Annotated in this window: 14 protein-coding genes; 4 read left to right on the top strand and 10 right to left on the bottom strand. The window is 67.4% G+C overall.

What is annotated here, in order from left to right; genetic code table 11:
* The 3 genes from LCM15_RS09420 to LCM15_RS09410 all read left to right on the top strand — a co-directional run.
* A partial coding sequence (locus tag LCM15_RS09420; protein ID WP_224855708.1) for an IS3 family transposase occupies nucleotides 1-201 on the top strand: 201 nt, incomplete at its 5' end.
* A 177-nt stretch (nucleotides 202-378) separates the two neighbouring features.
* A complete protein-coding gene (locus LCM15_RS09415; RefSeq protein WP_224855706.1) occupies nucleotides 379-696 on the top strand; it encodes a DUF1153 domain-containing protein in 318 nt (105 codons plus the stop codon).
* A gap of 316 nt (nucleotides 697-1012) precedes the next feature.
* Complete coding sequence (locus LCM15_RS09410) at nucleotides 1013-1552, top strand: IS3 family transposase (protein ID WP_412103282.1); 540 nt, start codon at nucleotides 1013-1015, stop codon at nucleotides 1550-1552.
* A gap of 246 nt (nucleotides 1553-1798) precedes the next feature.
* Here LCM15_RS09410 and uxaC read toward each other — a convergent pair whose 3' ends face one another.
* The 7 genes from uxaC to uxuA all read right to left on the bottom strand — a co-directional run bounded on the left by uxaC (nucleotide 1799) and on the right by uxuA (nucleotide 9840).
* Nucleotides 1799-3187, bottom strand: coding sequence for a glucuronate isomerase (uxaC, locus tag LCM15_RS09405; protein ID WP_224855702.1), 1389 nt, complete (start codon nucleotides 3185-3187; stop codon nucleotides 1799-1801).
* Between the two features lie 8 nt (nucleotides 3188-3195).
* Nucleotides 3196-4482: a TRAP transporter large permease gene (locus tag LCM15_RS09400; RefSeq protein ID WP_224855700.1), complete on the bottom strand. Its 1287-nt coding sequence runs from the start codon at nucleotides 4480-4482 to the stop codon at nucleotides 3196-3198.
* Nucleotides 4479-4997 (bottom strand): TRAP transporter small permease, encoded by a 519-nt coding sequence (locus LCM15_RS09395; RefSeq protein ID WP_224855698.1) that lies wholly within the window; start codon nucleotides 4995-4997, stop codon nucleotides 4479-4481. Before LCM15_RS09395 ends, LCM15_RS09400 begins: the two co-directional genes overlap by 4 nt.
* Nucleotides 4998-5061: 64 nt before the next feature.
* A complete protein-coding gene (locus tag LCM15_RS09390) occupies nucleotides 5062-6033 on the bottom strand; it encodes a C4-dicarboxylate TRAP transporter substrate-binding protein (protein WP_224855696.1) in 972 nt (323 codons plus the stop codon).
* A complete protein-coding gene (locus LCM15_RS09385; protein ID WP_224855695.1) occupies nucleotides 6024-7196 on the bottom strand; it encodes an AGE family epimerase/isomerase in 1173 nt (390 codons plus the stop codon). Before LCM15_RS09385 ends, LCM15_RS09390 begins: the two co-directional genes overlap by 10 nt.
* Nucleotides 7193-8629: a mannitol dehydrogenase family protein gene (locus LCM15_RS09380; RefSeq protein ID WP_224855693.1), complete on the bottom strand. Its 1437-nt coding sequence runs from the start codon at nucleotides 8627-8629 to the stop codon at nucleotides 7193-7195. Before LCM15_RS09380 ends, LCM15_RS09385 begins: the two co-directional genes overlap by 4 nt.
* Nucleotides 8626-9840 (bottom strand): mannonate dehydratase, encoded by a 1215-nt coding sequence (gene uxuA / locus LCM15_RS09375; protein WP_224855690.1) that lies wholly within the window; start codon nucleotides 9838-9840, stop codon nucleotides 8626-8628. Before uxuA ends, LCM15_RS09380 begins: the two co-directional genes overlap by 4 nt.
* A 107-nt stretch (nucleotides 9841-9947) precedes the next feature.
* Here uxuA and LCM15_RS09370 point away from each other — a divergent pair, with 107 nt between their 5' ends.
* Nucleotides 9948-10628, top strand: a complete 681-nt coding sequence (locus LCM15_RS09370; protein ID WP_224855688.1) for a GntR family transcriptional regulator — start codon at nucleotides 9948-9950, stop codon at nucleotides 10626-10628.
* A gap of 352 nt (nucleotides 10629-10980) precedes the next feature.
* Here LCM15_RS09370 and LCM15_RS09365 read toward each other — a convergent pair whose 3' ends face one another.
* The 3 genes from LCM15_RS09365 to LCM15_RS09355 form a co-directional block, all read right to left on the bottom strand.
* A complete protein-coding gene (locus tag LCM15_RS09365) occupies nucleotides 10981-11793 on the bottom strand; it encodes a class I SAM-dependent methyltransferase (RefSeq protein ID WP_224855686.1) in 813 nt (270 codons plus the stop codon).
* 175 nt (nucleotides 11794-11968) lie between these two features.
* The gene (locus LCM15_RS09360) at nucleotides 11969-13543 is read right to left on the bottom strand and encodes a tripartite tricarboxylate transporter permease (RefSeq protein WP_224855684.1); all 1575 of its coding nucleotides are present in this window, start codon (nucleotides 13541-13543) and stop codon (nucleotides 11969-11971) included.
* Nucleotides 13540-14103 carry a tripartite tricarboxylate transporter TctB family protein gene (locus LCM15_RS09355; protein ID WP_224855682.1) on the bottom strand — a complete coding sequence of 188 codons (564 nt, stop codon included), beginning with the start codon at nucleotides 14101-14103 and terminating at the stop codon, nucleotides 13540-13542. The genes LCM15_RS09360 and LCM15_RS09355 overlap by 4 nt, the downstream gene beginning before the upstream one ends.
* Nucleotides 14104-14108 lie beyond the last annotated feature (5 nt).

Raw genomic sequence — 14108 nt, 5'->3', positions numbered from 1 at the left:
GTCTCGCCCGAGAGCTTCTTCAACCTGCTGAAGCGAGAGCGGGTCAGGCGACGGACCTACCGAACACGCGAAGAGGCCAGGCAGGATGTGTTCGACTACATCGAGATGTTCTACAACCCGAAGCGCAAACACGCCCGGAACGGAATGCTGTCGCCGGTCGACTTCGAGCGGCAGCAAAAACTGAGATACGAAGGCGTCTAAGAAACGCGGGGCTATTCACTTGCGGTTTGCCCTGAGCATTTTGGTTTCCTTGGAATAGCTAAGAGGTTCAAAGGGGCGGAGGGACAGACTAAACGCTCGGGGGCGATGATGAACTTGCTTCGCAAGGGTGTATCGACCCAGTGAAAACCTGCTCATGCTACAAGGGAGAACGTAGCCATGAGTAAGACGATAGACGACAGCATCAAGCGGTGGACGGCGAAGCGTACGACGGCGCTCGTCATCGAGATCATCCAAGGCAAGACGACCGTGTCGGAGGCCTGCCGGTCTTTTGACCTGACGCCCTCAGAGATCGAGGGCTGGGTCGAGGATGCCAAGCGCGGCATGGAGAACTCGCTGCGCGCCAACCCGCTCGACATCCGCGAGCAATACGAGAAGCAGCTCCGGGACCTGCAGGAAGCCTATGGAAAGGCGATGCTGGAGCTGCGGGCGCGAAAAAAGCTGCAGGCCCTGCTGGATGCGCAGGACGGGAATTGATCCGTCGCATCCAGCAGGGCCTCATTGCCGAGGGCATCGTTGTGTCGGTCGCCAAGCTGCGTGCCTGGTTCGGCATCCCGAGGGGGACGGTCCCACAAGCCGGTGAAGGCTGCGCCTAAGGTCGAGGCCCGCTTTTGCGAGCCGATCAAGACGCTGATCGAGGAAGAGCCGTCCTTTGGCTATCGGACCGGGGCTTGGCTCTTGGGGTTCAACAAGAACACCGTGCAGCGGATCTTCCTGATCAAGGGCTGGCCCCTCTCGGCAGCATGCTGCGCATGCGCCCGCCGGGCGACGGGTGCGCAAGCGTGCCGTGGGCATGCGGCCCCGTATCCAGGCCTTGCCGTCGGTCGCGGCTGCGCCGAACGAGCGCTGGTCGACGGATCTCGCCCGTATCTGGACGGGCAAGGACGGCTGGGCTTCCTTGGCATTGGTGATCGACTGCCACACCCGCGAGTTGCTGGGCTGGCACCTGTCGAAGTCCGGCAAAGCCACGACCGCCAGCGCCGCCCTCGAGCATGCGCTGATCGCCAGGTTCGGCACTTTGGGCAAGGTCGAGAAAGAGTTCTTGTTGAGGTCGGACAACGGTCTGGTCTTCACCAGCCTCCACTTCACCAAGATCGCCCGCAGTTACGGCCTGAAGCAGGAGTTCATCCCCCCACACTGTCCCCAGCAGAACGGCATGGTCGAATGCTTCGTCCGGACGCTGAAGGAGCAATGCGGGCATCGCCACCGTTTTGAGACCATCCAGCACGCGATGCGCCTCATCGGTGACTGGATCAGCTTCTATAACAACCGCCGCGCTCATCAGGCGCTTGCCATGCGCACGCCTGCCGAGGCATTCACATTAGCAGCTTAACCTGAGCAGATTCAGATGGATCGATACGCCGCTGCGGGGTGACAGTACGTGGCGCTTCCGTGACGAACCTGTCCCATCGGGCTTCCTCCCATTCCTTCGACAGGATCACACCATCAAACCGTGGGATCAAACACCTGGTTTCCCAGACACCTCAGCTCGGCGCCCGGAACCGTGCGCAACCCTTGAACGGAGAGGGCGTCGGGAGAGGCCCCGAGCCCAGTCAGGCGCACACTGCGATCATGGCGGTTAAAGCCGGAACGCGCGGCGTGCCAGATCGCCGGTCAGAAGGGGGAGGACCTCGAAGGCTTCGTCCTCCTCCAGTCGGTGCGTCGTCACCAGCCCCGCGAGGAACGCGCAATCCACCCGTCGTGCCACGTCGTGCCGCGCGGGGATAGAGCACAGCGCCCGCGTGTCGTCGTTGAAGCCGGCGAGGTTGTGGAACCCGGCGGTTTCGGTGGCGATCTGGCGGAAACGGGTCATGCCCTCGTAGCTGTCTTGGAACCACCAGGGCGGCCCGAGCAGCAGGCAGGGCCAGACCCCCGCCAGCGGCGCAAGCTCGCGCGAATAGGTGGACTCGTCGAGCGTGTAGAGGATGATCTGAAGCCCCGGCGTCAGGCCCACGGCGTTGAGCATCGGCCGCAGCGCCTCGGTGAAGCTGACGGGGATGGGAATGTCGAAGCCACGGTCGGTGCCGTAGCGCGCCCGCACGGCGTCGGAATGGCTCCGCGACGAGCCTGAATGGATTTGCATCACGAGGCCGTCCTCGGCGGACATCCGGGCCATCTCGGTCAGCATCTGGGCGCGGAACAGCTCGGCATCGCCGGGCGCGGCGCGCCCCGCGCGGAGCCGGTCATAGAGCGCCTCGGCCTCGGCCCGCGGCAGATCGGCGGTGCGCGGCGTCGCGTGGCCGTGGTCGGTCGCTGTCGCGCCCATCTCTGCAAAGAACGCCCGGCGCGCACGATGCGCGTCGAGATAGCCTTGCCAGGTGCCGGTATCGCAACCTGTCAGCTCTCCGAGCCGGTCGAGGTTCTGCACGAAACCGGGCACGTCGGGATCGGTCACCGCATCGGGGCGATAGGTCGGCACCACGCGGCCCGTCCAGCCCGAGGCCTGCGCCTTGCGGTGCTGCTCCAGATCATCGAGCGCGCTGTCGGTGGTGGCGATCACCTCGATGCCTAAGCGGTCGTAAAGCGCGCGGGGGCGGAACTCCGGCAGCGCCAGCTTCTCGGCGATCGCATCATAGGCGACATCGGCCGTCTCGGGGCTCAGCCGCTGCGTGACGCCGAAGACCTCGGACAGCGCATGATCGACCCAGAGACGCGAGGGCGTGCCCCGGAACAGGTGGTAGTGTTCGGCGAAGGTGCGCCAGATGGTGCGCGGGTCGGTTTCGGCCCCCGCACCGATCCCCAGCGCCTCGAAGGGCACGCCCTGGCTGGTGAGCATCCGGGTCAGGTAGTGATCCGGCGTCACGAACAGCGCGGCAGGGTCGCTGAAGGCCGGGTTCTCGCCCCACCAGCGCGGGTCGGTGTGGCCGTGCGGCGAGATGATCGGCGCAGACGCCACGGTCTCGTAGAGCGCGCGGGCCAGGGTGCGGGTGCCGGGATCGACGGGGAACAGGCGGTCGGGGTGCAGCAATTCGGGCCTCACATCAGCCAGTCGGGCAGGAACAGGACGACCTGCGGGAAGAGGATCATCACCACCACGGTCAGCAGCACCGCGCCGATGAAGGGCAGGGCCTCGACGGTGTAATCCTTGTAGGAGCAGCCGAGGATGCCGCAGACGGTGAACATCGACACGCCGACCGGGGGCGTCATGCCGCCGAAGGTCACCAGCGTCATCATCACCAGGCCGAAATGCACCGGGTCGATGCCCGCCGCCGTGATGACCGGCACCAGGATCGGGGTCAGCAGCATCACCAGCACCGTGGCCTCGATCAGCATCCCGAGCACCAGCAGGAAGCCCGCGACGACGAAGAGCAGAACCGTCGGGTTGGTCATCGCGGTCAGCGCGAATTCCGCGATGTCCTGCGGCACGCGCTCGAAGGTGATGACATAGCCGAAGGTGCCGGAAAACAGGATGATGAGCATGATCATCCCGATGTCGGTCAGGGTCTGGCGAAAGGCCGCGAGCACCTTGGCGGGGGTCAGTTCGCGATAGACGAACATGCCGATGACGAGGGTGTAGGCGATGGCGAAGGCGCCGGCCTCGGACGGTGTGAAGAAGCCGAAGCGGATGCCGACCAGCAGCCAGACCGGGAAGAGCACCGCCCAGAAGCCGCCGACGAAATCGCGCCAGACCTCGGCGAGCGTCGGCAGGGTCTCGCGCTCGGGCACATAGCCCCGGCGGCGCGCCACCGCCGAGGTGGTCGCCATCAGCGCCACGGTCAGCAGGACGCCCGGCACGATCCCCGCGATGAACAGCCGCCCGATCGAGACCTCTCCGAGATAGCCGTAGAGAATGAGCCCGAGGCTCGGCGGGATGGTTGCGGTGATCAACCCGCCGATGGACAGCAGCGACCCGGCGAAGCCCGGCGAGTAGCCGCGCTGCACCATCGGCACGCCCAGCACCCGCGCCTGCATCGCCGCGTCGGCGACGGCCGAGCCGGAAACGCCGCCCATCAGCGCGCTCAGCAGGATCGAGGATTGCGCCAGCCCGCCGCGCATCCAGCCTGCCAGCGTGGTCGACAGGCGGATCAGCCGCTCGGTGATGCCCGAGCCGTTCATCAGGTTGCCGAGCAGGATGAACAGCGGCACCGCCAGCAGGGGGAAGCTCTGCGAGACGGCGACGATGCGCTGCACGGCGGTGGAGTCCGGCAGGAAGGTCGAGGGCAGCAGGAAATAGGCGGTGCCGGAGATGCCGATGGCAAAGGCCACGGGCATCCCGATGGCGATCAGCAGCAGGGCGGCGATAAGGATGAGTCCGGAAATCACAGTACTTCCTCCGCGGCGAGGTCTTCGGGATCGGTGTCTTCGTCTTCGAGATGATCGAAGAGCGCGAGCAGCCCCACGGCGGCGAGGCGGCGGAGGAAGGACAGCGCCAGCAGCACCGCGCCGACCGGCAGCGCCAGCGTGACGAGCCCGTAGGACAGGCCCGAGGCGCCCAGCTCGCGCTCCCAGTTGCCGGTGGCAAGAAGCCAGCCTTCCCAGGCGATGAAGCCGAGGAACGGCAGCACCAGCGCGAGGCAGAGCAGAGAGACCGCCGCCCGTCCCTTGTTCGGAAGCATGTAGTAGAGCGCGTTGACCCGGATGTGCTGGCCCTGCCGCGCCGCGATGTCGGCGCCCAGGACACAGGCCCAGATCAGCGCGAGCTGCGCGTATTGCGGCGCGGCGGCCACCGGCGCGCCGATGCTGCGTCCGATGGCGGCAAACAGCACCGCGAGCACCAAGCCGCTGAGGGCGGCCAGCGCCAGCACCTGCTCGATGCGGTCGAAGATCTTCCAGAACATCACGGTTGCGCCTCCCTTACGCGCGTCGTCCCCGGCCGCGGGTATGCGGCCGGGGTGGGCTTGCTCAGTTGCCGAGATACGGCTGCAGCTCGGCGCGGGCCTCGGCTAGGCCGAGCTCGTCGTAGACGCCGGCGGTTGCCTCGCGGAACGGGGCCATGTCGACCTCGTTGAAGGTGACGCCCGCCGCTTCCATCTCGGCCTGCACCTCCTCCAGCTTGGCGACGGTGGCCTCGGTCGCGGCATCGCCGGCAGCGGCGAGTTCCTCGTCGAGCACGGTGCGGATGTCCTCGGGCAGCGACTGGAACCAGCTGTCCGAAGTCACCAAGCCGGTGAAGAGCTGGATGTGGTTGGTGAAGGCGACATTGGTCGAGACCTCGTGCAGCTTGATGCCGTAGGCCCCGGTCAGCTGCGCCTCGGCGCCGTCGATGGCCCCCAGTTGCATCGCGGAATAGACCTCGGACCAGGCCATCGGCGCAGCGGTCGCGCCCATGGCGTTGATCGTGGCGATCCAGCCCGGCGCGTCGATGGTGCGCACCCGGACGCCGCTCAGATCGGCGGGGCTGGTGATCTCCTTCTGCGTGAACATCTGGCGCGTGCCCTGGAACCAGTTGTAGTTCATCAGGCGCAGACCCGAGGCTTCGGCCAGCTCGTCCACCCAGCCGTCATAGACCGGCGACGCGGTGATCTCGGCATAGCCGGTGTAATCATCCACGAGGTAGGGCGCGGACAGGATGCCCAGTTCCTTCTGGAAGGGCGCAAGACGGCCCGCGTCGACCAGAACCGCGATCGGTGCGCCGCCCCGGATCTGCTCGAGCACATCGTTGTCCTCGCCGAGCTGCGAGCTGGGATAGATGACGACCTCGAGCCGACCGTCGGTGCGCTCCTCGATCTTCTCCTTCGCGCCCTGCATGGCGATCACCAGCGGATCGGTTAGCGGCTGCGACGTGGACAGCGCCAGCGTGTAATCGGCGGCGAACGCCGTCGAGGCCGTGAGCATGGCAATGGCCGACAGGGTGATGCGAGACATCAGTTGCATGGGGTTTCCTCCTCCTTGATGGATGACGGGGCAATATGGTCCTGCGCGCCGGGCTGCCCGTCGGGCCCGGTGAGGCGCCAGAGTCCGGCGCGGTCTCCCTCGGTGACGAAATATGCCACATGGTAGAGCAGGCGGCTGAGCGCCGCATCCCACGTGACGGTGCCGTTCCCGTCGAGCTGGTTGACCCAGCGCAGCGCGCCGGGGGTGAAGTAGCGGTCGAAGATCAGCTCTGCCATGCGCTGCGCGGCAGGATCTCCGAGTTGTGCGTAGAGCTTGCCTGCTTCTGTCAGTGGCCAGAGCAGGTGAGTGTCTTCGGTGACGCGGCCCTCGGCGTCGAGCGCATCGAAGGGCGCGCCGTCCAGCGGGCCACCCCGGCGCACCCCGTGGGTGTCCGCGAACTGCTGCATCCGGCGCGCGAGACTGCGCGGGGCGTCGTCGCCCGAGAGGTCGGCGTAGCGGTGCAGCAGCCAGGCCCATTCGTACTGGTGCCCCGGTTCGCGCCGCGCGCCCTCAGGGCCGGGCAGGGGGAGCAGATCGGCCCCGATGAACTCGCGCACCGCTCCGGTGGCAGGGTCGATGAAATGACGCTCGGCGATGGCGATGCGCTGTTCGGCGCGGGTCAGCCAGACCTCGTTGCCGGTGGCCTGATAGGCGGCAAACAGCGCCTCGAGCATGTGCATCTGCGGGTTCTGCGCCCGCCGCCCCGTTTCGGGGCCATCGTCGTCGCGCAGCACGCCGGTGCTGTCGAGAAGCTCGGCCTCGACGAAGCCGCAGAGCGCGTCGAGCTCTGTCTCAGGCGTGGCGACGGGATCGACCGCATTCAGCTCGGCGAGGGCCAGCAGCGCAAAGCATTGGTCATAGCTGCGGCGGCGGGTGTCCACTGGCGTGCCGTCTTCGGCCACGGTCGCGATGACGCCGCCGTCCGTCATATGCGCCGCAACGAACCCCTGCACCCGCAGCGCCGCCGCGACCAGCTCGGGGTCTCCCGCGAGCCGCCCGACATGGGCCAGCGTGACCACCGCCCGGCATTGCGTCAGCGCGCTGCGCGGACCGGTCTGCCCGAGCGCCTCGACGACCGGGGCGGGGCCGCCGCCCTCCGCGAGCGCCAGCCGCGTCCAGCCGCGCAGCAGCGCCGCGAAGCTGGAGGGTGCGTGGCCTGTCACGCCGCCTCCGCCGCGATGGCCGCCGCCATGCCATCTGTCAGCATCACGTGCAGACGCTCTTCGATGATGGTCAGGAAATCGCCCTTCAGCGGATCGGGAAACAGCCCCGGCAGCGCCGCCATGGCCTGCACCACCTGTGCCGCATCGCCCTGTGCGGCGGCGGTCAGCTCGGCCTCGCGCGGATCGCGCAGCGCATAGGCCGTCCCATCCTCGGCCTGCCCACGTGCGTAGCGCAGCCACGCCGCCACCGCGAAGGCAAAGGGCGCCAAATCCTGCCCCGCCGCCAGCGCGTCGAGCGCGGGGGCAAAGATGCGCTGGGGGATCTTCTCGGACCCGTCCATGGCGATCTGGTAGGTCTGATGCGCGATGGCCGGGTTTGCGAAGCGCTGGATCAGTGCCACGCGATACGCATCGAGGTCGATCCCGTCGAGCGAGCCGACCGTCGCTGCAGCGGCGCGCATGTGCCGGTCGACCAGCGCCGCCAGCGGGGCATCCGCCATCGCGTCGCGCACATAGACATGCCCCGACAGGAACCCGGCATAGGCGATCAGCGAATGCGCCCCGTTCAGCATCCGCAGCTTCATCCGCTCGAACGGGGCCACATCGGGTGCAAAGATCGCGCCGCCGGCCTCCCACGCCGGGCGACCCAGCGGGAAATGATCCTCGATCACCCACTGAAAGAACGGCTCGGTCTCGATGGCGGCGGGATCTTCGAGGTCGGTGAGACGCGCCGCAAGCGCCACCGTTTCCTCGGTCGCGGCGGGGGTGATGCGGTCGACCATCGAGGCGGGAAAGGCGACCTCGGCAGCGATCCAGTCGGCCAGCTCAGGATCGCAGCGCCGCGCGAAGCCGACCACGCCCGCGCGCAGCAGCGCGCCATTGTCGGGCAGGTTGTCGCAGCACAGGATCGCCGGCGGCGGATGCCCCTCGGCGCGCCGCTGCTTCAGCCCCAGCACCAGCAGCCCGAGCACGCCCTGCGGCGCATCGGGATGCGCAAGATCATGCGCCACCGCCGCGTGCTCAGGGTCGATGTCCATCGCGGCGCGGTCGATGCCATAGGCCTTCTCGGTCACGGTCAGCGTGACCACTTTCACCGCCGGATCGGCCAAGCGGTCCAACACGGGCGCAATGCCGCGCGCCGCGGCCAGCGTCTCGGAGATCGCGGCGATGACGCGAGCATGGTCTCCCTCGGCGCCGCGCTCGATCAGGGTATAAAGACCGTCCTGCGCCGCAAGTGCATCCACCGTCTCCACCGAACGCAGGCTCACCGCCGAGATCCGCCAGTCACCGCCGTGCGCCGCCAAGGCGTCATCGGTGCAGACCGCCTGATGCGCCCGGTGAAAGGCCCCGAGCCCGATATGCAGCACCCCGATGCCATGCGCTACGGGGTCGTAGCGCTGCGCTTTCACGCTGTTCAGGCTCAGCCGGGTCATGACGCCCTCGCAACCGGATGGGACAGGGCCGTGGCGATGCCGCGCAGCTCGGCCAGCCCCTTGAGCCGCCCGATGGCGGGATAGCCCGGCTGTGCCTGCCGCTTGAGATCGTCGAGGATGTCCTGCCCGTGATCGGGGCGGAACGGGATCGACACGTCGGCCCGACCTGCCGCGCGCCGCTTTTCCTCTTCCTCCAGCACCGCCGCGATCAAGGCGACCATGTCGGTGCCGCCACCCAGATGCTCGGCCTCGTGGAAGGAGCAGGGCGTGCCCTCGGTCTCGCGCGTGACATTGCGCAGGTGCAGGAAATGCACCCGGTCGCCGAGCCGCCGCATCATGCCCGGGAGGTCGTTGTCCTCGCGCGCGCCGAGCGAGCCGGAACACAGCGTGATCCCTGCCGACGGCGAGGGCACCGCGTCGAGCAGCGCGCGGTAATCGGCCTCGGTGCTCATCACGCGGGGGAGACCCAGAAGCGGGAAGGGCGGATCGTCGGGATGGCAGCACATGCGGATGCCGAGCCGCTCGGCCTCTGGCACCACCTCGGACAGGAAGTCGACGTGATGCTGCATCAGGGTGTCCGGCGACATATCCGCATATTGCGCCAGATGCGCCCGCACGTCGTCGAGGCTGAATCGTTCCGCTGCGCCGGGCAGGCCGAAGACCACGTTCCCCGCCAGTTGCGCGCGCCGCGCCTCGGGCATGTCGGAAAAGCGCCGGTCCGCCGCGTCGGCGATGGCGCCGTCGAAGGACTCCCGCGCGCCGGGGCGCCGCAGGATGTGAATGTCGAAGGCGGCAAAATCTATGAGATCGAAGCGCATCGCCGTGCCGCCGTGCCGCACCCGCCAGGCAAGATCCGTGCGTGTCCAGTCGAGCACCGGCATGAAGTTGTAGCACAGCACTTCGATGCCAGCCGCCGCCAGATTGCGCAGGCTCTCGCGGTAGTTGTCGAGATGCGCGCGCCAGTCGCCCGACTGCTTCTTGATGTCCTCGGAGACCGGCAGGCTTTCGACCACCTCCCAGGCAAGACCCGAGCCGCTGCCATCGGGCAGGGCGGCGATCTCCTCCTGCCGGCGGGCGATCTCCTCGCGGGTCCAGGCTGCGCCTGTCGGCACGTGATGCAGCGCCGAAACGACGCCCTCCACCCCGGCCTGAAGCATATCCGCGATGCCAACCCCGTCCTGCGGGCCGAACCAACGCCAGGTCTGACGCATGTTGTCTCCTCCTCTTGCCTCACCGTGTTAGACGCGAATCGCATTGATTACAAGTATGGTAGTATGTGCGTATTGGCATTGCCCGAGGCGCAGGGTACATTCGGGCCATGGACAAGATCGCGACCCTCGAAGCCACCGCGCCCATCGGCGCCCAGCTGATGACCGACCTCAGGGCGCGGATCGTCACCGGCGCCCTGCCTCCGGGCACGCGCCTGTCGGAGCAGGAGATCGCCGCGGGCTACGGCCTGTCGCGCCAGCCCGTGCGCGAGGCCTTCATCAAGCTCGGCACCGAACGGCTGGTCGAGATCCGCCCGCAGCGCGGCACCTATGTGTGCAAGATCAACCTGTTCGAGGTCACGCAATCGCAGTTCGTGCGCGAAGCGGTGGAGGCCGATATCGTCCGCCTCGCGACCCGCCGCGCCGATGCGGCGGCGCTCGACACGCTCCGCGCCGAGATCGCCGTCCAGGAGGAACACCTCGCAACGGGCGGACGTGGTTTCGTCGCGCTCGACGAACGGTTCCACCAGGCACTCGCCGCCGCCGCCGGGCGTGAGGCGGTCTGGTCGCACATCCAGCAGATCAAGATGCACATGGACAGGGTGCGCCATCTGACCGTGGAGGAATTCCCGCTCGAACATCTGGTCGAGCAGCACCGCGACATCGTCGATGCCATCGCATCAGGCAACGAGACCGCAGCCGAAACCGCGATCCGCAACCATCTGCGCGGCGTGCTCGACGACCTCAAGCGTGTCGCCGCCCTGCGCCCGGAATTCTTCGACCCGGCCTGAGCGCCCCTTCGCAATTTGCGCCGCGCAGGCGTTACGGACCCACTTGCAGACCGGCCAAAATCTCGCCGAGGTCGGTCCGCGATCCCGGAAACCGTCGGCGCCGAAGCCGGGGGGAAGGTCTGCCGGTTCTTGGTCTTGTCGCTCGGCGGGATCGGTCTGATCATACGGGGGCGCTCCCACACTGGATTCAAGCGATGTCTCCTTCGCTCGACCTTTGCGCAACAACGCCCTCTCGCGGGCCAGGTGGCATTCGCCGGCGCCCGAAACTGCCGGTCAGGCATCGCGCGGCGACGGTCGGGAGCGCGCCCAACGCCTCGAACGCTGCGCGGCGATCAAAAGGCAGCTGTCGACCCTAGGCGCTCTGCGCTTTCTGAGCGACGAGGCAATAGCTCATTGGAATTTGAGCCGCGCGTTTCTCGTAAATGTCATACTCCGGCTCGCGAATGGTGTGCCCGTATTCTCTCAGTTCGGCGATGCCGAGCCCGGACTGGGCGCACGCGGTAATGATCTCGCCGAGGGGGTGAATGAACCAGTAACCCGTTTCCCCCTCACCGTGATCTTTGCCGTCATAGCTGATCGCTTCGGTCAACGCCTGTGGCTGACGCTCGAAATAGCTGAAAGCAGGCTCAAACGGTGTCTTACTTGCCGGATCGAAGACCTCCATAAACGGATGCGTTTCGTAGATGACCAGCCGCCCGCCCGGTGCGAGCAGACGGGATGTAATACGGAAGAACTCCGGCAAGTCCGGCATCCAGTTGAGAACGCCTATGGTAATGAGGGCGAGGTCGAACTGGCCGACATCCGAAGGCAGGTCGTAAATGTCCGCCTCAAGCAGGCGCAGGTCGAGGCCGGCGGCGTCTGCGAGTTTCCTGGCCTGGACCAGAAAGCCGCTCGCTTGGTCGATCCCCATTTCGGGCTGGATCCCCAGCGAGGCGAGGGAAATCAACTCACGGGCGTTGTTGCAGCCAATTTGCACAGCGGTCTTGCCCTTGAGGTCAAGCCCGTCCAGCGTGGCCGTCAGGAACGGGTCGAGGACCGAAAAGCCGGGATGGCCGGCATTTTCGAGAAGCTGCTCCCAGTCTTTTCCTTCTCCGTGCAAAGGTGCAGACGCGTTCCATGCAGCGCGGTTCGCTCGAGTGATTTCCTTTTTGGTGAGTTCAGCCATCTTGCGCACCGCTGGGGCAGAGTGTTGATCCTGTGTCCCCAAACGTAGACCTTCGAGACGTCGCGTGGAAGGGCAGCTTGGTCCGCACTGTCGCCGCTCATGGGAGATGCGGCGAAGGTCCGTCCCCGGTTCAAGCCGACCGCGACCATGCCAGAGCTTCGCTGCGGGTGCCGCCCTAGCCGTCGCGCCCGAGAAAGATCAGCGCCGCCACGGCCATCAGCAACAGGATCACCGAGGTGGGGCTGGAGAACAGGAACCACGGGTCCGCCCCGGTGGCGGAGAAGGCCTCGCGCGCGCTGCGCTCCAGCGGACCGGCGAGGATGAAGGCGATGACGAAGGGCAGAACCGGCACCGCAAGCCTGCGCATCCCGTAGCCCAGCACGCCGAAGGCCAGCGTCGCCCAGACCGCGAACATCGAGGTCTCCTGCACGTAGATCGCGGTGAGCGAGACAAGCAGGACCACGGGCAGCAGCCGCGTCGCGGGCACCCGGGCCAGCACGCTCATCGACCGCATCACGGCCCCGCCGACGGTCCAGTTCAGCAGGTTGCCGATGGCCATCAGGGTGAAGATGCCGAAGGCCACGACGAGCTGCGGGTTGGTCTCGCCCTCGGGCATGGCAAAGACCGCCGGGCCGGGGTTGAAGCCGCCGATGCTGTCCGCCGCGAGGATGAGGAACACCGCCGCCGCGTTGCCGGGAATGCCGAGCGACAGCACCGGGATCAGGTTCGCGCCCGAAACGGCCGAATTGGCGGCTTCGGTCGCGGCGATGCCTTCGGGCGCCCCGCTGCCGAAGGGCTGCGCACCGGCAATCCGCCTGGCCCGGCGTGCGCCGAGCGAGTAGGAGAGCGTCGCCGCGAGGGTCGAACCGACGCCGGGAAGCGCACCGATGACCGTGCCGATGAGGGCGCCTCTGACGACGACGGGGGTGATGCGCTTCAGGTCACCGGGGGCGAGGCCATCCTGCGCCGTGCCGTGCGTCTCGGTCTTGACGTCGAGTGCCCGGTTGTTGCGCCAGAGCGTCTCCAGCGTGGCGAAGATCTCGCCGACGATCAGCACCCCGAGGATGGCGGCGATCAGCGGCACGCCCGCATCCAGCGCGTCGAACCCCATGGTCAGGCGCGGCGTCAGGTCGTTGCCCGACGCGATATAGGCGACGATCAGGCCAAGCCCGACGGAGAGCAGCCCTTTGCCCACGGACGCCCCCATCACCGCCGCGATGAAGGAGATCGACAGGATCAGCAGCGCGGTTTTCTCCGGCAGATCGAGGTAGCTCTCGACCACCACGGCGAGGAAGGGCGCGCAGACGAAGAGCACGATGTCGGAGAAGCTGTCTCCGGCCACGGAAGAGAGCTGTGCGATCCGCAGGGCCCGGCGCGGCTGGCCGTTGCGCGCCATGGGGTGACCGTCGAGCGTGGTCATCATCGCGTCCGGCGTGCCGGGCAGGTTGAAGAGGATCGCCGGGACCGCCCCGCCGAGGGTGGCACCCTTCATGATGCCGATCAGGAAGGCAAAGACCGGCAGCAGGGCGTCCGGCGTGAAGCCGAAGGCCGAGATCAGCAGCGGCAGCGAGATCGCCATGGCCATCGGTCCCGCAAGGCCCGGCGTCGCGCCGACGGCGATGCCGGTGAACAGCCCCGCCGCCAGCATCACCAGCGCGACCGGCAGGCCGATACCGCCGATCTCGAACAGGGCAGGGCCGTTCAGCACGGCCATGATGCCGAGGCCGATGTAATTCAGCAGGTCGGTCATTGGTCACCGTTCGGAGGCAGGAGAAGGTCGTCGAAGGCGAGGTCGAAGGCCCCGATCAGCACGAGCACCGTCGCCAGCCCGATGGCCAGCGCGGCCCATGAATAGCGATGCTCGACGAGGGTGATGAGGCCCGTCACCAGCCCCGTGCCTCCGACGACGAAACCGATGTGTTTCCACGGGGCGGCGTCGCGGAGATTCCGGTAGGTCTCGTCCGGGTTGAGCAGCGCCACCGCCAGCGGACCCGCCCAGATCATCACCGTCAGGGCCGCCGCGCAAATCCCCAGCATCACCGCGAGAAGGGCGGGGCCGCGCCTGTCGGACTGCCCCGGCGCGTCGAAGTTTCGCGTCTCCCAGAGGATGAGCAGGCCGGACAGCGCAAGCAGGCCGAAGGCCAGCGCGGGCGCCATGGCATCACCGATGGAGACCCGCCCGCGTTTCGAGACCACGTAGCCGGAGGCCGTGTCATTGGGCACCCAGACCAGCAGCGCGAGGACGGCGAGGACGAGCACGACCGCCCCGAGCGCACGGCTCGGGGTCAGCCTGAAGGACGGGTGTCGCACGGCGA

It is taken from the genome of Salipiger bermudensis, from assembly GCF_020171625.1.
In the GTDB taxonomy this organism is placed as follows: domain Bacteria; phylum Pseudomonadota; class Alphaproteobacteria; order Rhodobacterales; family Rhodobacteraceae; genus Salipiger; species Salipiger bermudensis_B.
The sequence above is the reverse complement of the archived record's forward strand: the minus strand, read 5'-3'. Positions and strand labels throughout refer to the sequence as shown.